The organism is Metabacillus rhizosphaerae (assembly GCF_037201795.1).
Classification (GTDB): Bacteria; Bacillota; Bacilli; order Bacillales; family Bacillaceae; genus Metabacillus; species Metabacillus rhizosphaerae.
The window spans coordinates 2,157,823-2,179,454 of the sequence record NZ_CP147403.1; the positions used below are offsets into that span (position 1 = coordinate 2,157,823).

Genomic DNA, 21,632 nt, shown 5'->3' on the forward strand with positions numbered 1-21,632 from the left:
AACTTTCATCAGTGGGGAGTTTTTTTCCTGTCATGAGGATTTTGTGTAACAACGAGGGGGCTCATTATGGAAGTTATAGTTGGACTAATACTTCTTGTATGTATTCTATTTGGTGCTGGATACATGTTAAGAAGAAGAATTTATAAAGATGTTGATCGTTTAGAAGCTTGGAAAATTGAAATTATGAATCGGTCGATTATAGATGAATTGTCAAAAGTGAAGGAACTAAAAATGGTAGGTCAAGCGGAGAAACTGTTTGAGCAATGGAGAAATGAATGGGATGAAATTATTACAACCCAACTTCCAGAGGTTGAGGAACTTCTCTTTGATGCTGAAGATTTCTCTGATAAATATCGATTTAAGAAGTCGAAAAGTGTACTCGAGCATATTGAGAATGTATTAAAAACAGTTGATGAGAATATAGACAAAATCATTGATGAAATAAACGAACTAGTTTCTAGTGAAGAAAAAAACACAGTTGAAAGCGAAGAAATAAAACAACAATTTAAAAAAGTGAAAAAGACTTTATTAGCTCATAGCCATCAGTTTGGGAAAGCACATACCAAATTGGAGGAAAAAGTAGCTGAAATCTCAGAGGGGTTAAAAGAATTTGAGTCTGAAACAAATGTAGGTAATTATTTAACTGCTAGAGAAATTTTGGTGAAACAAAAGGGCGAGCTTGATATTCTTCAAGACAAAATAAACGAGATTCCTAAATTACTTACAGAATGTAATATTACTTTACCTAATCTTTTAAGTGAATTAGAAGAAGGCTATAAAGAAATGAAAGGTAATGGCTATTATTTAGAGCATATTCAAGTTGAGTTAGAAATTGAAAAAATAAACAAACAACTAGGAACATACCGAAAGCAAATTGAAGAAACTGAAATTGAGGATATTGGTGAAAGTCTCCAAGTTGTTCAAGAATCAATTGATACAATATATGATCTTTTAGAACATGAAGTAGAAGCGAGTCAATTTGTTAAACAAGCTAAAGAAACAATTAACACAAAACTTAATGAATTGACTGAACAGAAAACTGCTACCTTGGTAGAAACAGACATAGTAAAACAGAGTTACCAATTGTCTGAAACAGAGCTTGATAAACAAAGACTAATTGAAAAGCAACTCTCACAAATTGAGAAGAAATTCGCACATATTGAACAGAATTTACAAAATGACCATGTTGCCCATTCAATTATTAAAGAAGAGCTTGAAGATATAGAAAAACAAATTACTAAGCTGTTTGAAGAACATAATCAATATCAAGACATGCTCCAAATGTTACGAAAGGATGAACTCCAGGCTAGGGAAAAATTAAACCAGATAAAAAGAGTATTACTAAATACAAGTAGGGCTGTCCAACATAGCAATATACCTGGTTTACCTGCTGACTTTTTGGAGTTTATTGATAAAGCAAAAAGAGATGTTTCAATGATAACAGCAAAATTAGATGAAATTCCATTAAATATGCTCGTTGTTAATCAATTATTAGAAGAAGGAGTTCAATCAGTTGAATCCTTAAAGAACGTCGCTGATGAATTGATTGAACAAGTATATTTAATAGAGCAGGTTATTCAATACGGTAATCGCTATCGCAGTCAAAATTCCCAGCTTGCAATAAAATTTAGAGAATCAGAGGAACTGTTCCGAGAATATGAATACAGCAGATCGTTAGAAACTGCAGCTGCCGCTCTTGAACAAGTTGAACCTGGATCATTAACAAAAATACAAGAAATTTTAAACGAAGAACAACGTAAACAACATAAATAAAACTTTTATACAGGGATGACTAACTGAAATTTGATGCAATTAGACAAAGGGCTATTTGTATGATAATTTCACAAGTCATACCTGTTTTTATTTTGGAATTATTGAAACCGTATATTTTTATTTCGCTTTTTGATATGGTATTATTACACCCTAATTAATGAATGATTAATATTTTACATATAGACATAATTTTGCGTGATTGCAATCATTTTAAACTTAATATAGAAAGAGGAAACAGAATGTTGTATTTAGACAACAGTGCGACAACACAGCCTTATCCAGAGGTTATATCAACGTTTTCAAAAGTAACTGAAGTTTATTTTGCTAATCCATCCTCCGTACATAAATTAGGAAGTGAAGCTGAGTCACTTCTAAATCAATCCAGAAAACAGGTTGCAAATCTTTTAGGGGTGCATGAACAGGAGGTTATTTTTACTTCAGGAGGTACAGAAGGGAATAATCTTGCGATAAAAGGAGCAGCACTTGCTAATAAACATAAAGGAAGGCATATCATCACTTCGGTAGTCGAACATCCATCTGTTTTGGAGTCGTTTAAACAGCTTGAGCAAGTTCATGATTTTGATGTTACGTATTTACCAGTTGATGAGAATGGTATAGTCTCAATTGAACGCATGAAAAAAGAAATACGTGAAGATACTATCCTCGTATCGATTATGCATGTAAATAATGAAGTCGGCACCATTCAGCCGGTAACAGAAATTGGACAGCTTATTAAGCAGTATCCTAAGGCTCTGTTTCATGTTGACAATGTTCAAGGTATCACGAAAGTGCCACTTGACTTAAAGAAAGCTAATATTCATCTTTGTACGATTTCAGGTCATAAATTCCATGGTTTAAATGGTACTGGTGCTTTGTTTTTGAGGACAGGAGTTGATCTTCTTCCTCTTTTTTCAGGTGGCTTGCAAGAACTTCAGTTGAGATCAGGTACAGAAAGTCTTGCAGGAAATGTGGCTTTTGCTAAGGCACTAAGAATGGCATCTGAAAGAGCTGAAAAGCAATCTTCGACCATGAAAAATACTTTCACTAAACTTAAAAGGGAATTAATGAACATAGATGGTGTTATTGTTAACACACCGCAAGAAAATACTGCACCACACATAATAAACTTCTCAGTACCATCTGTGAAAGCAGAAGTGCTGATACATTATTTAGGTGAGCGTAATATCTTTGTATCAACAACTTCAGCTTGTTCATCAAGAAGGAAAGCTATTAGCACCACACTTCTTGCTATGAATAAACATCAGGATGTTGCGAAAAGTGCAATTCGAGTGAGTTTGTCAATTGACCAAAATGAAGAAATAATTAATCCTTTTATTAAGACGCTTTCTAAGGGTATAGAAAAATTATCAAAGGTAATGAGGTAAAAAAGATGAAATTTGATCACATATTAATTCGATTTGGGGAAATATCTACTAAGGGACGTAATCGCAGGAAATTTATTGATAGGTTAAAAAATAATGTAAGAGATGTGCTAACAGATTTTCCAAATCTTGAATACCAGGGTACACGTGATAGGCTTTATATCCATTTACATAACGAGGATCATGAAGTAATCGTTGAAAGGTTAAAGAACATATTTGGAATTCAATCATTCAGTTTAGCGATTAAATGTAAAAGTGATATATCTGAAATAAAAGAAATGGCATTAAAGGCGGTTAACAGTGTATTCCAGCCATATGATACATTCAAAGTAACAACAAAGCGAGCAGACAAACAATTTCCACTTGATACAAATGAATTAAATTATCAGATTGGGAGTCATGTGCTAATAAATACCGAAGATCTTACCGTAGATGTTAAAAATCCGAAAATAAATCTACGTGTCGAAGTTCGAAAAGAGGCAACATATCTTACATGCTATGATTTTAAAGGAGCAGGAGGTCTACCTGTAGGTTCTGGTGGCAAGGCAATGCTTTTATTATCAGGTGGGATCGATAGTCCTGTAGCTGGGTTTTTAACATTAAAAAGAGGAGTAGAATTAGAGGTTATTCATTTTTTTAGTCCCCCCTATACAAGTGAACGTGCGAAACAAAAGGTAATTGATCTAGCCAGGGAGTTAACTGCTTTTGGAGGTAAGATAAAGCTTCACATCGTCCCATTTACAGCTATTCAAGAAAAAATTCAAGAACAAGTTCCCGAAAATTACACGATGACATCTACACGTAGAATGATGCTTAAAATAGCTGATAAATTACGAGAAAAACAACAAGCTCTTGCACTAATTACTGGGGAAAGCCTTGGACAAGTAGCAAGTCAAACATTGGAAAGCATGGTTGCTATTAATGATGTTACTAGCACACCAATAATTAGACCACTTATCACAATGGACAAACTCGAGATAATCGAAATTTCCAAAAGTATTGGAACACATGATATATCAATTCGACCATATGAGGACTGCTGTACAATTTTTACTCCTGCAAATCCTAAAACAAAACCAAAGCTTGAGAAAGTATCACGTTTTGAAAGCTTTGTTGATTTTGATGAGCTTGTTTCACAATCATTAAATAAGGTGGAAACAATCGTCATAACGAAGGAGCAAAAGGAAAAATTCGATAACTTATTATAGAAAATCACTTGTGAATATTTACCAAAAACAAATATGAATGAAGCCATGTGTATTTACACATTCTAAACTCACAAGGAGGTGATACACATGGCACAAAACAATAACTCAAACCAACTTGTTGTACCTGGTGCACAACAAGCTATCGATCAAATGAAATATGAAATTGCTTCTGAGTTCGGTGTAAACCTTGGACCAGAAACAACTTCACGAGCTAACGGTTCTGTTGGTGGTGAAATCACTAAACGTTTAGTATCTTTTGCTCAACAACAAATGGGTGGTTCTTTCAAATAACATAATTTAATAAATAATGGCTACTAAGAGCGGGAGTAAAATCCCGTTCTTTTTCTTGTGTGAAGAAATATGAGACTCTACATGAAAGCATTAAATAATTGTCTTTTTCCAATACATAATCGATTGTATTTAACGATCGTCTTACTGATAATTATTTAAATTATTTATTCTATTAGGTATAATATTATTGTAAGAAGGAAATGGGACGGAACCTGCAAAAACTTATTAATTTGTTCATTAGTTTGAACATAGATGAGTTTTAGCTCAACACTTATTGTAGTGCGTGCTTGTACACTCCTAATTGGAGCTACTTGTGGGAATACTCTATTTTCCTTCATTTTTAAATTGTGCCATGAATTTATTTAGGATTGTGCAAACATTAGGAGGGGGAAAATGGTAAGAGAAGAACTACTTGCGCCATTAAGTTATAATCTTGTAGAAGAGATTGAAAAATATTCGACAGATGCAACAAAGATCGCATTAAAATGGGAAAATGAACAAGGTCAGAAAAGTGAGATTACTTATCGTGCTTTATTGGACAGGGTAAATCAAATTGGAAACGCTTTCACAAACGAAGGCTTAAAACTGGGTGATAAAGTTCTTATTGTTATACCTAGGGTTATAGATGCATATGCTGTTTATCTTGGTGCTTTAAAAGCAGGTTTAGTAGTGATTCCTAGCTCAGAAATGTTACGAACAAAAGATTTACAGTATCGTGTAACACATGGAGAAGTTAAAGCTGTAATAAGCTATGGACTATATACTAATGAATTTAGAGGAATAAGACAGTTTGATAAATTGATAAAATTTGTTATAAATGGAAACGATCCAGATTGGTTACCGCTAGACGAGCTAATGAAGAAACAAAGCACATCAATGAATATAGCAGAAACAAAATCTGATAGTAAGGCATTCGTTTCTTATACATCAGGTACAACAGGAAATCCAAAAGGTGTTGTACATACACATGGTTGGGCTTTTGCTCACTTAAGAACTGCAGCGAAAAATTGGTTAAGCATTGAGGAAAATGATATGGTCTGGGCAACTGCTGGACCAGGATGGCAAAAATGGATTTGGAGTCCGTTTTTATCTGTATTAGGTTCGGGTGCTACAGGGTTAATTTATCAAGGGAAATTTGAGCCTAATAAATATTTACAGCTTTTAGATGATTACAAAATAAATGTATTATGCTGTACACCTACAGAATATCGATTAATGGTAAAGGTTGAGCAGCTTGAGAACTATTCCTTAGCAAATTTACATAGTGCAGTCTCGGCTGGAGAACCATTGAACCGAGAAGTCATCGATACATTCCAGCATTATTTTAATGTAAAAGTTCGTGATGGTTATGGTCAAACAGAAAATACACTCCTTGTTGGTGTCATGAAGGGAATGGAAATCAAAGCAGGTTCAATGGGGAAACCTACTCCAGGTAATGATGTGAAAATTATAAATGATGAAGGTGAACCATGTGTAGTCAATGAAGTTGGGGACATTGCAGTTCATAAGGATACACCTGCATTATTTAAAGAATACTATAAGGATTTTGAACGGACAGCGAGTGCATTTAGAGGGGATTATTATATTACTGGTGACAGAGCAAAGATGGATGAAGACGGCTACTTTTGGTTTGAAGGTAGAGGCGATGATATTATCATTAGCTCTGGCTACACTATTGGTCCATTTGAGGTTGAAGATGCAATTGTTAAACATCCTTTAGTGAAGGAGTGTGCCGTAGTAGCTAGCCCAGATGAAATTAGAGGAAATATCGTAAAAGCTTATATTGTATTAAGAGATCCTTCTAATATCAATACCCCGGAGCTAATTACTGTACTGCAAGAGCATGTCAAAAAGTTAACAGCTCCTTATAAATATCCGCGTGAAATTGAGTTTATTGATGAATTACCTAAAACAACATCAGGTAAAATTCGTCGAATAGAACTTAGACAACGTGAGCTTGAACTAAAACAAGCATAGTCAGTGAAAACCAGGCTCAACATCGCCTGGTTTTTTGTTTTGGAAATGGTTATGGTAACATTTTGGTAGACACTAAATCCTGGAGGAATGATGATTGGGTACATTATGGTCTGGAGGAAAAATATACACTTTAGAAAAAGAAGGTAGCCAAGTCGAAGCTGTATATGTTAAAAATGGCTATATTATTGCAACTGGGAGTTATAAGTATTTAGTTGAAGCTTATAAAGAGGATATAGAAGAGCTGCATGATTTAAAGGGAAAAACGATGATACCTGGTCTCGTAGATAGCCATCTCCATTTAATTGGACATGGAGAAAAACTAACAAGACTGGATTTTTCAAAGACGACAAGCTCAAAAGAAATTTTAGAAAGTATTAAAGATCGAGTAAAGGATATAACACCAGGAAGCTGGATTATTGGAGAAGGATGGAATGAAAATCAACTAGAGGATCAAAAGATTCTACATAAAGCTGAATTAGATGAGGTTGCACGGGATCATCCATTATTACTTAAAAGAATATGCAGACACGCAAGTATAGCAAACTCAAAAGCATTGGAGCTTGCAAATATTACAGGTGATACACCTGACCCGGCTGGGGGGGTTATTGTACGGGATGAACAAAACGAACCAACTGGATATTTACTAGATCAAGCACAGGAGCTTCTGTTTGAAATTGCACCTTCTCTTACTCAGCAGGAGTTAGAATATGTACTTGAAACATCTATAAAAGATTGCTATCAAAAAGGGCTAGTGGGTGCACATTCGGAGGATTTGGCCTACTATGGCAGTTTAGATAATACTTTAACCGCATTTCATCGTGTCTTAACCAAGGGATTTAAATTCCGCACCCATCTGCTTGTTCATCATCTAGTCGTAGATGAATTTCACAAAAAACAAAGAAGTTTAGGAAACTACGGAGAGTTCGGCGCGATGAAAATCTTTGCTGATGGAGCCCTTGGAGGAAGAACTGCGTTGTTAAGTTTCCCGTATAAAGATGATCCAACCACTTCAGGTGTAGCTATTCATTCAAAAGCTGAATTAGTAGATCTTATTGTGAAAGCAAGAAGCTATAAAATGGAAGTAGCGGTACATGTAATCGGAGATTTGGCATTTGAATGGATATTAGATGTGATTGAAGAGTACCCTCCATTGAAAGGGCAACATGACCGTCTCATTCATGCTCAAATTTTAAGAAATGATTTAATAAAAAAAGCGAAACAGCTTCCTATTATTTTAGATATACAACCACGGTTTGTAGCAAGTGATTTTCCATGGGTAACTGAGCGGATTGGTGAGGAATATATGGAAACATGCTATGCATGGAAGACGCTGCTTCAAGAAGGTATTCAATGTGCAGGGGGTTCTGATGCACCTATAGAGCCAGTTGATCCGCTTTTAGGTATTTATGCTGCAGTGACAAGGACTAGTATTTATGATGATTCAGGAAAAAGCTACTACCCAGAGCAAAAGCTCTCAGTTTATGAGGCTGTTGAGCTATTTACAAAAGGAAGTGCATATGCAACTCACCATTCACATAATCGTGGGATGATTAAACAAGGCTATACAGCAGATTTCACTGTGTTTGATCAAGATATATTTGAACTGCCACATGAGGAGCTGCTAAATGCGACTGTCGAGTTAACGATTGTTGATAATGAAATTATGTATAAAAGGTAACCAACGATGGAAATAGAGATGAGTGAAAAAGGAAGCATATAGGCTTCCTTTTAATCATTTTTATAAAAATGTTCGCTTAACTTTCTCCCAGTATGAATTATCCTTAAGTTTTACTGTTTTAATTGGTAACTCACTTAAACCATACTCTAGTTGTTTTACATTGCGGATACTTAATGCTTCATTATCCATTCCAATAACAGGGTAATCATTGCCATCTTGTACGATTTTTAATGTTAATTTTCTTGTGTCACTTAGTATAAAAGAAGAACCTAGTGTACGATAAAGATTGTTATTTAATGAAGCTAATTCACTTACTTGTATGCATGGAAGCATAGGATCTACAACTGCACCATTTACAGATTTGTTATATGCAGTACTTCCTGTAGGTGTGGCAATTAACATCCCATCTCCTCTAAAAGTTTCAAAATGTAGATCATCTATATAAACATCGATAACGAAGGTTTTAATGATACTTGAACGGATGGAACATTCATTTAAACATTTAAAAGATGTCGTTTCATCAAGTTTTACTTCTAATACTGGGTAACGTCTAACCTCAATTTGAGACTCTTTCATAGCTTGAATCATTTTCTCTCGATCATCAAGATGGAAGTCACAATACAAGCTTAATGTATGATCAACTCCTATGCCTACATATAGACAGTCTGAACGAAAGTTTGTTTTGCGTACTGCCTGTAAAAATGCACCATCTCCACCTATGCTTACAATTACATTTGCGATAGTATGATCTTCAACAACTCTAAATTCATTTTCTCTTGCTAATTCAATAAGGGAATTGATTTTCTCTAAGAGTTCGTCCTCTTTTTTGTAAAAAAAATAAACATTACGACGATCTGACACACTGATTCCTCCTCATGATAGGTAAATTCTCCACATTTTTCCTTGAAGATGATACAATACTCTATGTTGTTTAGTTTACCACTTTTACATAATTAAATGTTTTAAAGCTATGCAAATCATATCAAAACAATTCTAGTTGAAGGAGGAGACATTTTAAATGAACGGTAAACGATGGGGAGCTATTGCCATTGCAGGTGTTTTGTTCGTATTTTCAATTATTATAAGCTCAACGATGATGTTCATAAATCAAAGCGACCTATTTAAGGATGCCTTTGCATCAAGCTCTGGATTTTCAGAGGAAATAATTGAAGAAGGCAATTCGTTAGATAAGATCCTTGTTTTGAATGTAAATGGGGTTATACAAGACACTGGTGAAGATGTAACTTCTTTTTTTAGTACTGCAGGCTATCAGCACCAAACTTTTTTAGATATGGTTGAAGCAGCAGGTGAGGATGATAGTGTAAAAGGTGTCATACTTAGAGTTAACTCACCTGGTGGCGGAGTTGTAGAAAGTGCTGAAATACATAAAAAATTAATTGAACTAACTAAAAAAAGTAAAAAACCTTTATATGTGTCTATGGGAACAACTGCTGCATCAGGTGGGTATTACATCTCCACTGCTGCAGATAAAATTTTCGCAGCTCCAGATACTTTAACAGGTTCTCTAGGAGTTATCATGCAATCAATAAACTATGGGGAATTAGCTGAAAAATATGGTGTTAAATTCGAAACCATTAAAAGTGGACCCTATAAGGACATTTTCTCTCCAACTCGCGATATGACAGAGGAAGAAAGAAAAATACTTCAATCTATGGTGGACAATGCCTATAAAGGGTTTGTGAATGTAATTACAGAAGGACGTCCATTATCAGAAGAAGAGGTTCGCAAAGTTGCTGACGGCCGAATTTATGATGGTAGACAAGCAAAGGAAAATAATCTTATCGATGAGCTAGGATATTTCGACGATACAGTTGCCGCTATGAAAAAGGATTTAGATTTAGAGGAGGCACAGGTCGTTGAGTATGGTGATTCATTAGGTCTTGATTCACTCCTATCAATGAGTGTTGGTAAAGTATTTAAAGAGGATGCTGAGCTATCTAGTCTTTATCAATTGCTTTCGAGTTCAAATTCTCCAAGGCTTATGTACTTATATTCTGAATAAGGGGGGATAAACGTGGATGCTACTTTTGAAGGAGCAGATAATACAGAGTTATTGGATAAGCCTGTAGAAAAGCAAAAGACAATTGATTTCGATCATTTACAAGCAGGTTTTTGGATTCGCCTCTGGGCTTATTTAATCGATCTTCTAGTTATCGGTAGTGTGAATCGAATTGTAATTTATCCACTATTTGATTTAATAGGTTTAAATAACAATAACTCATTTCTGTTTTCTCCTGTCTCAATTGCAACAGCTGTGATCTTTTTTGCTTATTTTGTATTAATGACAAAATACTTTAATCAAACTTTAGGGAAAATGATTTTTGGTATAAAAGTAATTTCTATTAAGGAAGAAACAATAAGTTGGGGAACCATTTTATTCCGAGAATTAATAGGGCGTTATATTTCAAAAACCATTTGGATTGGCTATATCATTGTTGCTTTTACTCCAAAAAAACAAGGACTTCACGATATCTTTTCTGATACACAAGTTATTCATGAAAAGTTATTTATTAAATATGCTGAAGAATTGTCTGCTGAATAAATCAGCGGACTTTTTTGATGTAAGGCTCTGTTAAACTTGGCTGTTGATTTTCGCTGCAACCGTTCGCTTCCGCGGGCGGTCCGAGAGCATATCCGGTTTGCTTTGCATCTGGATATAGTCTCCCTTGTATTCGAACTCTAAGCAGGAATCCCACGTATCTGGTCAAATCAACAAAGTGCCAAAACATTAGTGAGTATTAACAGAGTTAAAACTAAAATAAACCTACTGAACATATCAGTAGGTTTATTTTAGTTTTATAGAGGCGATAATGATGGATTGAAAGGGTGTGAAAAATCGTGTTTATAGTGATGATTATTTTACTGCTTTTATCCTTACTCTTTTTACTGATTATTTTTACTAAGTTGACGGTTACACTGGATTTAAATCATATCGGTGATAATGACCAGTTTAAAATAAAATTTCGTGCATGGTTTGGATTACTTCGCTACACGATTAACATTCCACTAGTAAAAATTGATAAGGATGAACCCAAACTTATTGTAAAGCAGGAGCAGAAAATGGGAAGTGAAAAAGCTGATAATAAGGTAAAAGAAATAGAGGATAAGGTAACACCTGAGGATGCACTAAATGGGCTGAGCGATATAAAGGAGATTACACAACATATTGTTGGAATGCATAAAATCATCCGCAAGTTTTTAAGGAAAATAAGAATAAAAAAACTAGAATGGCATTCACAATTCGGGATCGGTGATGCTGCGCATACCGGGTTATTAACAGGTGCTGCCTGGGCAATTAAAGGAGGCGTCATTGGTCTTCTAAGTCAGTATATGAAGTTACAGACGACACCTGTAGTAACAATAACTCCTGAATTTAATCAGTTCTGTTCAAGAACGAAATTACAATGTATTTTTCAGTTTCGAATCGGGCAAGCTATTTTGGCAGGTATACAATTCATTAAATATTGGAAAGGTGGACGTCCTAAGTTGAAAACCAAACCATTTTCATTTTTTTCAAACTAACAGTTTAGCAATGAACTTGGGGACAACTTTCCCGGTATGTAATGAAAATGACCGTTAATAATATTTAAGGAGGCTACATAACATGAGTGATCATCCAATTCAAGGACTAATGAAAACAGCAATGGAAAATTTAAAACAAATGATTGATGTTAATACAATCGTAGGAGATCCTGTAGAAACGCCAGATGGAAGCGTCATTTTAACAGTATCTAAGGTTGGGTTTGGATTCGCAGCAGGAGGTAGTGAGTTTAATTCCTCAGGGGGCGAAGAAGGTGGCGACCCAAAATCCCCAAAACTTCCATTCGGTGGTGGGAGTGGTGGTGGAGTTTCCATTACTCCAATTGCATTTCTAATCGTATCAACAACAGGTGTAAAAATGCTTCATTTAGATGAAAGTACTCATTTATATGAAAAAATCTTAGAAGCAGCCCCACAAACTGTAGAGAAAATTCAAGGAATGTTCAAAAAAAATAAAGATAGCAGTAATTCACAAAGTTCAAACAATCAAAGTCAGCAAAAGCAAGATTTAGATTTTTAACTGCCGTTTAGGCAGTTAATTTTTTTTATGGGTCATTTCTCATAATTGAGGGATACAATTGCTTTTGCAAAGTCTTGCAAAAAGTTAGAATTTTTAAAAGTTCAAAACAATTGATAAATCTTGATAGCTAGGCTATATTTACACTGTACATAATTAAAAGGAGGAATTTGGTATGGCTTCTATTACGTTCAAGAACAACCCAGTAACATTGTTAGGCAATGAAGTGAAAGTTGGAGACAGTGCACCTGATTTTACAGTACTGGCAAACGATTTATCTCCTGTTTCACTGGCAGATTCAAAAGGTAAGGTTCGTCTAATTTCTGTCGTACCTTCAATTGATACAGGGGTTTGTGATGCACAAACACGCCGTTTTAATGAAGATGCGTCAAAAGTAGAGAATGTTGAAGTTTTAACAATTAGTGTGGATTTACCATTTGCTCAAAAAAGATGGTGTGCTGCTAATGGATTAGAAAATGTGCAAACTCTATCAGATCACCGTGAGCTTTCTTTTGGTGAAGCATATGGTGTCCATATTAAAGAATTACGTTTATTAGCTCGTGCTGTATTTGTGGTTGATGCAAATGACAAAGTAACATATGTTGAGTATGTGAGTGAAGCAACAAATCATCCTAACTACGAAGCTGCAATTGAAGCTGCTAAGTCTGCACAATAAGGTTCAAAGACTAACATAGATAAAGGGACTGCTTTTGGCAGTCTTTTTTGTCGTATAAAATTTTTACGCTAGGACAATAGCTAGATTAGGAGTTGTCCTATTCATCAAGGCGCTTGCGCTTTTGTTCTGCTATGTCTAAAATGAGAAGAGTACGATGGCGAGGAGGAAAATGGATGAAAACAGTTTCTAAAATAGAGAATTTGTTTGCAGTAATAAATGAAACAGCAGATCTTATCGCGAAAGAATGTAACATGACTTACATAGAAGCAGTTGCAGAAACTGGCGAAAATATTTTTCATGGTTCAATTCTACAGGAAGATCTGAGCGAGATTACAGAAAAAAGTTTAAAACGTAAATATGAAACAATTAAAATAGATTCTTTTGGTAATGAAGAGCTTCGTAAAGCATATCAGTTGGCAATTTTAAAAGGGTTAAAAGAAGGTGCGCATCCTAATCATCAAATGACACCAGATACAATCGGCTTATTTTTGGGTTATTTAGTAAGCAAATTTGTCGGTAATCAAAAGGAAATATCAGTATTGGATCCCGCAGTTGGGACTGGAAACTTACTTACAACTATTCTGAATTATTTAACGCTAGAACAAGTTGATAGCTATGGTGTAGATGTCGATGATTTACTAATTAAATTAGCATATATTAATGCAAATCTTCAAGAACATCCTGTGCAATTCTTCAATCAGGATAGCTTAGAGCGATTGTTAATTGATCCAGTTGATATAGTTGTCTGCGATTTACCAGTTGGCTATTATCCTAACGATATAGAAGCATCTAAATATGAACTTAAGGCAGATGAAGGCCACTCATATGCTCATCATCTTTTCATTGAGCAGAGCATGAAGCATGCGAAAGAAAATGGTTATCTGTTTTTTATTGTTCCCAATTCCTTATTTGATACGAAAGAAGCACCGAAGCTAAATCAATTTCTTAGAAAGATGGCTATTATTCAAGGATTTATTCAATTGCCGTTATCCTTATTTAAAGATGAAAAGCATGGAAAGAGCATCTTGATTCTACAAAAGAAGGGTGAAAATAGTACACCTCCTAAGCAAGCAATTCTTGCAGAATTACCAAAATTCTCAAATAAAGAAGCAATGAATTCAATAATGAAGCAAATCGATCAATGGTTTAGAGAAAATAAATAATATTATATTGGATTAATTAGGAGACTCTTATTTCTTAGGGTTTCCTTTTTGAATAGTATCAGAATTTATAACTTTTCTTACTCAGTTTTGGTGTCTAGCTCCAGCGCCTAGACCCTCGGGGTCATAAGCCACTCAGGAATTGAAGACAAAGAACGTCTTCTATTCCTGAGCGTCTTATGCCTGCCTTAGTCTGATCAAGGCGCTTGCGCTTTTCTTAATACTTAATCCATTACCTTAATTATTAGAATTGTAAGACTTTTAGCTGTAAACGATTCCAGTTAAATCAAGTTCTTGAAATGTTAATATGTCAGTGTTTAAATGGAAAAGGCAGATAATAATCGTGAACATTTTGCAAAGAATAAGAATGTAAAAATATAAGCAAAATGGGAAGATTCATAATAAACAAAATCTACATTGTATGTCTATTATCGACTATTTATTAGACGAAAGATTCGGGTCTAACTGTTTGTCTACATGATTAATATCGTGTATTACCAACTTTCGGCACGGAATAAAAAGGAGAGTAACAATATATGGCAAAAGTTATAGCAATTAATGCTGGTAGTTCATCATTGAAATTTCAACTTTTTGAAATGCCAAGCGAAACAGTTTTAACTAAAGGTTTAGTAGAAAGAATTGGGATAAATGATTCTGTATTTACTATTTCAGTAAATGGAGAAAATCAAAAAGAAGTAACAGATATACCTGACCACGCTGTTGCTGTAAAAATTCTTTTATCAAAATTAACTGATCTTGGAATTATCGGATCCTTAGATGAAATTGAAGGAATCGGTCATCGAGTTGTACACGGTGGAGAAATCTTTAATGATTCTGCACTTATTACAGATGAAACTTTACAACAAATTGAGAACCTTTCTGAATTGGCTCCACTTCACAATCCTGCAAATGTAGTTGGTATAAAAGCATTTAAAGAAGTGCTTCCAAATGTTAATGCAGTAGCAGTATTTGATACAGCATTTCACCAAACAATGCCTGAGCAATCATTCTTATATAGCTTACCTTATGAATATTATGAGAACTTTGGAATTCGTAAGTACGGCTTCCATGGAACATCACATAAATATGTTTCCGAACGAGCTGCAGAAATTTTAGGTAGACCAGTAGAACACCTACGTTTAATATCATGTCACTTAGGAAACGGTGCAAGTATTGCTGCAATCGAAGGTGGAAAATCAATTGACACCTCTATGGGATTTACTCCACTTGCAGGGGTTGCAATGGGCACACGCTCGGGTAATATTGACCCTGCACTTCTACCATTTATCATGGAGAAAACAGGGAAATCTGCAGACGAAGTACTAGATATCTTAAATAAAAAGAGTGGAATTCTAGGTGTTTCAGGTTTATCAAGTGACCTTCGTGATATTACACAAGCAGCAAATGAAGGCAATGATCGAGCTAAAATTGCCCTTGAAGTGTTTGCAAGCCGTATCCACAAGTATATTGGTTCCTATGCAGCAAGAATGTCTGGCGTAGATGCGATTATCTTCACAGCTGGAATTGGTGAAAATAGTACAGAAATACGTGAACGAGTATTAAAAGGCTTAGAGTTTATGGGTGTTTATTGGGATCCAGCTCTTAATAAAGTACGTGGTGAGGAAGCATACATCAGCTACCCTCATTCACCAGTAAAAGTTTTAGTTATCCCAACCAATGAAGAGGTTATGATAGCACGCGATGTGCAGAGAATAGCTTCACACTGAGTTCAACGTTTTCCGATAGTCTAGTTAGGTACATCTAACCAACACCTATTTTTTTATTAAGGCAACCTTTTTCATGGTTATCATGAGGGAGGTTGTCTTTATTTGTTTGTAAATATTTTTAGAACATTATATAAAAGAAGCATCAGTAAAGGGTCTTAGGCTCTTCTAAGACCTGACTTCGATAATAAATTGTACTAAATCAGCCTAATATGTTACAACCTATATAGAACTAATTGTAGGAGGTTACACAAATGAATGAAATTAAAGAGTTATTATCTAGAGCATTAAAGACCAATAAAGAAATAATAAAAGGCCAGGAATTCAGTGTAGAAGCACAACTAAAAGGAACTGATGATTATATAAACTTATACGCAAATGATGTTGTAGTAGCTGTTTATGATGCAGATGATCAAGATTTAAATGTAATCAGTTATGACTATAAGAAAGAGATAAAATTTTTTGGTGAATGTCTGGAAGAGGAAGGAATGGAAGTATACATAGATGAGGGTTTAATGAATTGACACTCTTTAAAGAGTGTCTTTATTTTGATTAAAATCTAAATTTTATTTGAAAGGAGTTTTAGAATGATTCCCATACAAAAAGGAATTAGTCCCTCTACGACTATTAGACTACAAAAAAAAGTAACTAACTTTAAAAATGCAATCGATCCACTAAAGCCAAATCGTAACTCATTAGAGAATTGCTCCTTAAGCTGAGTTCATTACAATAAATAATCGTTCACGAATTACTGCATCGCACGTGATGTTGTTCGCATTGCAAAGTAATAACAAAAGATCAAAGATAGTCGAGAAGAAATCGACTGTCTTTTTGTGATATGATAAATATATCAAGATTCACCCGTAAATAACCTACTTATTACACAGGAATAAGGAGACAAAAGGATGAATGAATCAGCACGTGAAAAGGCAATTTTAGATGAGATTAAACGATGGGAAATTGATTTGCAAAACGATGTTCGAACCGATTTTCAACGAACATTTGATAAATGGATGAATCGCAAAATGGGTGAAATTCCAACATCTATGAAGCAAGTATTTTTTAAAAAGCTTGATGCTAGTCTGTTTAATTTACACTCCTTTATTCAAAGTTCTTTTGTTCAACAGGATGCCAAAAAGCAAATTTTATTATCAGCTAAGGCGTTAAATGAAGACATTCAGCAAATTAATGATTTATCCATGCTCCCAATTGATCAACTACATTATTTGGCTGACCTTCAAACGTCTAAGCATCGTCTTTATTCTTTATTACAAGGTGGAATAACAGGAACAGGCGGAATTCTTTTATCAGGTACTGATATACCTGCACAAACAATTCTTAATTTACGGTCAATCCAAATGGTTTCGATGTGCTATGGTTACGAAATTAATAACCCTTACGAAATGATGACATCCTTAAAGGTCTATCACGCTTCTCTAATGCCTAAACATCTTCAATATGAGCAATGGCAAGCCTTAAAAAAAGAAATAGACTTAGAGAATGGTATGTACTATTTTTATGAAGGGAACGATGAATTAGCTAATTCTAATAGCTTGGAATTTTTAGTAAAACAAATTGCTAAACTTTCTGTATTATCACTTTTCAAAAGAAAGCTAATTTCCGGTATTCCTCTAGTAAGTATCATGATTGGTGCAGGTGCTAATTACCAGCTCACACGCCAAGTTACGGATCTAGCTAATAAATTTTATCAATACAGATTAATAAACGAAAAAAATCATAATTTCTAGGAGGGTGCAAATGAGTAGTATTGAACATAAACTTGAAGCTCCTCATTCTGTGAATTGTAAAGTGATCACAATTAGTGATACAAGAAATGAAGAAACGGATAAAAGTGGTAAGCTAATTAAAAAGATGTTAGAAGAGAGCGGTCACAACGTTGTTGATTATGAGATTGTAAGAGATGAAAAAACACTCATACGTAGTTCTGTTTTAAAGGGCTGTGAATCACGAGAGATTGATGTAGTCCTTACCAATGGAGGTACAGGTATTGCGAAACGAGATGTGACAATAGAAGCCGTTCAATCGTTGATTGAAAAGGAGATTCCTGGCTTTGGAGAAATATTCCGTTTGTTAAGTTACCAAGAGGATATTGGTTCTGCTGCAATTTTAAGTAGAGCTGTAGCAGGAGTTTCAATGGAGACAGCTGTATTTGCAATGCCAGGATCATCTGGTGCTGTTCAATTAGCACTGGAAAAACTGATTCTACCTGAATTAGGTCATGTGACCAGGGAAATTCGAAAAGATTTAGTTAGGGAGTAAAAAGAAGGCTGATAGTATAGCCTTCTTTTAAAGAATAAAATGAATATGTGTGTTAATCCCTAGGACTATGTCTAGAGTAAGACCAGTGACACTAGAGTAGAGAGTCAAGCTATCAATAAGCCTTCTGGCCAGCTTATATAATTTGTATCCCTGTTCCTTTTGAATTTCTAAGAATGAATTTTCGTTGAAGATATATTTTGAGTTAAACGAAACCAAATCCAGAGGTCGTTAATAATCGATGCAAGTTCAGAAATTTCTTCGTTTAGTTGACAAGAACGCTTGAAGTTTTCTTCATGATTAAGTGCATGTTGTTTCAGATTAATTTCATCCTCTAACTCTGCAATCCGATCCGGAATTCCTCCACGGATTTTTTCCCAGTCGGTTAAAATTCTATTTTGAATGGAAACACTATACATATCCCAATTCTTATTCAAACGAGGTAAATTTATTTTTAATCTAGGATCATAGGCAAAATATTCGTCCAATTCCCATTCCTCCATAAATTTGATCTACTCACATTTTACAACAGTTTATTAAAAACAGCTATGAACTACTTGATGTAGTTTTTATGCATGACATGTAAAAAAAGAGGTATATTCAGGCGAATTATTCTCTTTAATTAATTTTTATACAAAGAATCTGTGAAAATATGCATTTTTCTATTGACGAAATAGGGATACAGTTGGTAAAGTGTTACCTATACAAGAAATGTATTTTTATAAACATATATTCATTTTTATACAACCAAGGAGGAACAAATAGATGAAAAAAGTTGTGTTAGCTTATTCCGGAGGATTAGATACCTCTGTTGCAATTAAATGGTTACAAGAACAAGGTTATTCAGTAGTTGCATGTTGCCTTGATGTAGGTGAAGGGAAAGATACATCATTCGTTCAAAAGAAGGCTCTTCAAGTAGGAGCAATTGAATCATATATGATCGATGCAAAAGAAGAATATGCAAAAGATTTTGCACTTGTTGCTCTACAAGCACATGCATTATATGAAGGGAAATATCCACTAGTTTCTGCTTTATCTCGTCCTTTGATTGCTAAGAAGCTAGTTGAAATTGCTGAAAAAGAAAATGCAGTAGCAATTGCTCATGGCTGTACAGGAAAAGGAAACGATCAGGTACGTTTTGAAGTATCGATTAAAGCTTTAAATCCTGACCTTGAAGTTCTTGCTCCAGTAAGAGAATGGGGCTGGTCTCGTGAAGAAGAAATCGAATATGCAATGAAAAACGATATTCCAATTCCAATTAATTTAGACAGTCCATATTCAATTGACCAAAACCTTTGGGGTAGAAGTAATGAATGTGGTGTACTAGAAGATCCATGGGCAGCACCACCTGAAGGGGCATATGATTTAACTACACCATTAGAAAAAACACCTGATGTAGCAGAAGTAATCGAAATTCAATTCGAACAAGGTGTTCCTGTTAAAATTAATGACAAAGCATATCCTCTTCATGAGCTAATCCTTGAACTTAATGAAATTGCAGGTAAGCATGGTGTTGGACGTATTGACCATGTTGAGAATCGTCTTGTTGGAATTAAATCACGTGAAGTATATGAGTGCCCTGGTGCGATGACTCTTATAAAAGCACATAAAGAACTTGAAGACTTAACATTAGTTAAAGAAGTTGCTCACTTCAAACCTGTAATTGAGCAAAAGTTAACAGAACTAATTTATAACGGACTTTGGTTCTCACCATTAAAGACTGCATTACATGCCTTCTTACAAGAGACACAAAAATATGTAACTGGAACAGTTAGAGTGAAGCTGTTTAAAGGTCATGCAATTGTTGAAGGAAGAAAGTCTGAGTACTCTTTATATGATGAAAAGCTTGCAACTTATACAAAAGACGATGCATTTGATCATAATGCAGCAATTGGCTTTATTGAGCTATGGGGACTACCTACGAAAGTGAATAGCATGGTGAAAAACAAGAAGGTGGAAGTATGAAAAAACTTTGGGGTGGACGCTTCCAAAAAACCCCTGAACAATGGGTGGATGAGTTCGGCGCATCCATCCATTTTGATCAGGAATTAGTTGAGGAAGACATCACTGGAAGTCTTGCACATGTTAATATGCTTGGCAAATGCGGTATTATTACTGAAGAAGAGGCAGAGCAAATCTCAAATGGATTAACAACACTTCTAGAAAAAGCGAAAAAAAATGAGCTCACTTTTTCTGTAAACTATGAAGATATTCACTTAAACATTGAAAAGATGTTAATCGATGAAATTGGTCCTGTTGGTGGAAAACTACATACAGGAAGAAGTAGAAATGATCAAGTTGCTACTGATATGCACTTATATTTGCGTAAACATGTTGCGATGGTTATTGAATTAATTGAAGGGCTACAAAAATCACTTGTTGAAAAGGCTGAAAACCATGTAGAGACAATTCTACCTGGCTATACACATCTGCAACGAGCACAGCCGATTTCGTTTGCCCATCACTTAATGGCTTATTTCTGGATGCTTGACCGTGATAAACAAAGATTTACTGAATCATTTAAACGAATAAATATTTCTCCATTAGGAAGTGCTGCACTTGCAGGGACAACATTCCCGATTGATCGTGCATATACAGCGAAAAAGCTTGATTTTGATGGGATTTATGAAAATAGCTTAGATGGTGTAAGTGATCGGGACTTTATTATTGAATTTTTAAGTAATAGCTCACTATTAATGATGCATTTATCACGCTTGTGTGAAGAAATTATTTTATGGTGCTCACAGGAGTTCCAATTTATTGAGTTGGATGACACATATGCAACAGGTAGTAGCATCATGCCTCAAAAGAAAAACCCAGACATGGCAGAGCTAATTAGAGGGAAAACAGGTAGAGTATATGGGAACTTAATGTCTCTTCTGACAATTTTAAAAGGACTTCCATTGGCATATAACAAAGACCTTCAGGAAGATAAAGAAGGTATGTTTGATACTGTAAAAACAATTGAAGGTAGCCTGCAGATTTTTATTGGCATGATTGATACTTTGAAAGTAAATAAAGAGAAGATGGAGAAAGCTACTAAAGAGGATTTCTCAAATGCAACGGAGCTTGCTGATTATCTCTCTACTAAAGGGATGCCATTCAGAGAAGCTCATGAGGTTGTTGGTACTCTTGTCTATGAATGTATCCAGTCCGGTATTTACTTGAAAGATTTACCTTTTGAGAATTATAAAAAGTCCTCTGATCTCTTTGAAGAAGATTTATATGAGATTATTAATCCTTATGAAGCTGTGAGAAAACGGATGAGCGCTGGTGGGACTGGCTTTGATATGGTTAGAATTGCAATTGAAAAAGCAAAGGCAACGTTTAACGAAAGCTAACATTTTAACTGAATAAGCTTCTTATTTTCAGAGACACTAACCGAGTAAATGAAAATAAGGAGTTGAC

Annotated in this window: 20 protein-coding genes; 18 read left to right on the plus strand and 2 right to left on the minus strand. The window is 34.9% G+C overall.

Features of this window, described 5'->3' with window-relative positions:
• The first annotated feature begins 66 nt into the window (after positions 1-66).
• The 6 genes from ezrA (at position 67) to WCV66_RS10525 (ending at position 8,309) form a co-directional block, all read left to right on the plus strand.
• Complete coding sequence (gene ezrA, locus WCV66_RS10500) at positions 67-1,773, plus strand: septation ring formation regulator EzrA (protein WP_338788930.1); 1,707 nt, start codon at positions 67-69, stop codon at positions 1,771-1,773.
• 239 nt (positions 1,774-2,012) lie between these two features.
• Complete coding sequence (locus WCV66_RS10505) at positions 2,013-3,158, plus strand: cysteine desulfurase family protein (RefSeq protein ID WP_338788931.1); 1,146 nt, start codon at positions 2,013-2,015, stop codon at positions 3,156-3,158.
• Positions 3,159-3,163: 5 nt separating this feature from the next.
• The gene (gene thiI, locus WCV66_RS10510; RefSeq protein WP_066326688.1) at positions 3,164-4,363 is read left to right on the plus strand and encodes a tRNA uracil 4-sulfurtransferase ThiI; all 1,200 of its coding nucleotides are present in this window, start codon (positions 3,164-3,166) and stop codon (positions 4,361-4,363) included.
• An 87-nt stretch (positions 4,364-4,450) separates the two neighbouring features.
• Complete coding sequence (locus WCV66_RS10515; protein WP_066326692.1) at positions 4,451-4,654, plus strand: alpha/beta-type small acid-soluble spore protein; 204 nt, start codon at positions 4,451-4,453, stop codon at positions 4,652-4,654.
• A gap of 393 nt (positions 4,655-5,047) precedes the next feature.
• Complete coding sequence (mbcS, locus tag WCV66_RS10520; protein WP_338788932.1) at positions 5,048-6,631, plus strand: acyl-CoA synthetase MbcS; 1,584 nt, start codon at positions 5,048-5,050, stop codon at positions 6,629-6,631.
• Positions 6,632-6,725: 94 nt separating this feature from the next.
• Positions 6,726-8,309, plus strand: a complete 1,584-nt coding sequence (locus WCV66_RS10525) for an amidohydrolase (RefSeq protein ID WP_338788933.1) — start codon at positions 6,726-6,728, stop codon at positions 8,307-8,309.
• Positions 8,310-8,369: 60 nt separating this feature from the next.
• Here WCV66_RS10525 and WCV66_RS10530 read toward each other — a convergent pair whose 3' ends face one another.
• Positions 8,370-9,170, minus strand: a complete 801-nt coding sequence (locus tag WCV66_RS10530) for an NAD kinase (RefSeq protein WP_066326700.1) — start codon at positions 9,168-9,170, stop codon at positions 8,370-8,372.
• A 157-nt stretch (positions 9,171-9,327) separates the two neighbouring features.
• Here WCV66_RS10530 and sppA point away from each other — a divergent pair, with 157 nt between their 5' ends.
• The 10 genes from sppA to WCV66_RS10580 all read left to right on the plus strand — a co-directional run bounded on the left by sppA (position 9,328) and on the right by WCV66_RS10580 (position 18,227).
• Positions 9,328-10,332, plus strand: coding sequence for a signal peptide peptidase SppA (gene sppA / locus WCV66_RS10535; RefSeq protein WP_338788934.1), 1,005 nt, complete (start codon positions 9,328-9,330; stop codon positions 10,330-10,332).
• A 12-nt stretch (positions 10,333-10,344) separates the two neighbouring features.
• Positions 10,345-10,872: an RDD family protein gene (locus WCV66_RS10540; RefSeq protein WP_066326705.1), complete on the plus strand. Its 528-nt coding sequence runs from the start codon at positions 10,345-10,347 to the stop codon at positions 10,870-10,872.
• Positions 10,873-11,168: 296 nt separating this feature from the next.
• Positions 11,169-11,852, plus strand: coding sequence for a DUF2953 domain-containing protein (locus WCV66_RS10545; RefSeq protein WP_338788935.1), 684 nt, complete (start codon positions 11,169-11,171; stop codon positions 11,850-11,852).
• Between the two features lie 82 nt (positions 11,853-11,934).
• Positions 11,935-12,390: a GerW family sporulation protein gene (gene ytfJ / locus WCV66_RS10550; protein WP_338788936.1), complete on the plus strand. Its 456-nt coding sequence runs from the start codon at positions 11,935-11,937 to the stop codon at positions 12,388-12,390.
• Between the two features lie 172 nt (positions 12,391-12,562).
• Entirely contained in the window at positions 12,563-13,063 is a 501-nt protein-coding gene (gene tpx, locus WCV66_RS10555) for a thiol peroxidase (protein ID WP_338788937.1), read from the plus strand.
• Between the two features lie 173 nt (positions 13,064-13,236).
• Positions 13,237-14,226, plus strand: a complete 990-nt coding sequence (locus tag WCV66_RS10560; RefSeq protein WP_066326725.1) for a class I SAM-dependent methyltransferase — start codon at positions 13,237-13,239, stop codon at positions 14,224-14,226.
• A gap of 533 nt (positions 14,227-14,759) precedes the next feature.
• Positions 14,760-15,950 (plus strand): acetate kinase, encoded by a 1,191-nt coding sequence (locus WCV66_RS10565; RefSeq protein ID WP_066326737.1) that lies wholly within the window; start codon positions 14,760-14,762, stop codon positions 15,948-15,950.
• Between the two features lie 251 nt (positions 15,951-16,201).
• Positions 16,202-16,471, plus strand: a complete 270-nt coding sequence (locus tag WCV66_RS10570) for a hypothetical protein (protein WP_338788938.1) — start codon at positions 16,202-16,204, stop codon at positions 16,469-16,471.
• A 381-nt stretch (positions 16,472-16,852) separates the two neighbouring features.
• Complete coding sequence (locus WCV66_RS10575; protein WP_066326740.1) at positions 16,853-17,695, plus strand: EcsC family protein; 843 nt, start codon at positions 16,853-16,855, stop codon at positions 17,693-17,695.
• Between the two features lie 10 nt (positions 17,696-17,705).
• Positions 17,706-18,227 (plus strand): molybdenum cofactor biosynthesis protein B, encoded by a 522-nt coding sequence (locus tag WCV66_RS10580; protein ID WP_066326741.1) that lies wholly within the window; start codon positions 17,706-17,708, stop codon positions 18,225-18,227.
• 167 nt (positions 18,228-18,394) lie between these two features.
• On the opposite strand, the gene WCV66_RS10585 is transcribed toward WCV66_RS10580, so the two are convergent.
• Positions 18,395-18,712, minus strand: coding sequence for a hypothetical protein (locus tag WCV66_RS10585; protein WP_066326742.1), 318 nt, complete (start codon positions 18,710-18,712; stop codon positions 18,395-18,397).
• A gap of 277 nt (positions 18,713-18,989) precedes the next feature.
• Between WCV66_RS10585 and WCV66_RS10590 the strand changes: the two genes are divergently transcribed.
• Together WCV66_RS10590 and argH are read left to right on the plus strand one after the other, a co-directional pair.
• Positions 18,990-20,189 (plus strand): argininosuccinate synthase, encoded by a 1,200-nt coding sequence (locus tag WCV66_RS10590; protein ID WP_066326744.1) that lies wholly within the window; start codon positions 18,990-18,992, stop codon positions 20,187-20,189.
• A complete protein-coding gene (gene argH / locus WCV66_RS10595) occupies positions 20,186-21,565 on the plus strand; it encodes an argininosuccinate lyase (protein WP_338788939.1) in 1,380 nt (459 codons plus the stop codon). Before WCV66_RS10590 ends, argH begins: the two co-directional genes overlap by 4 nt.
• Positions 21,566-21,632 lie beyond the last annotated feature (67 nt).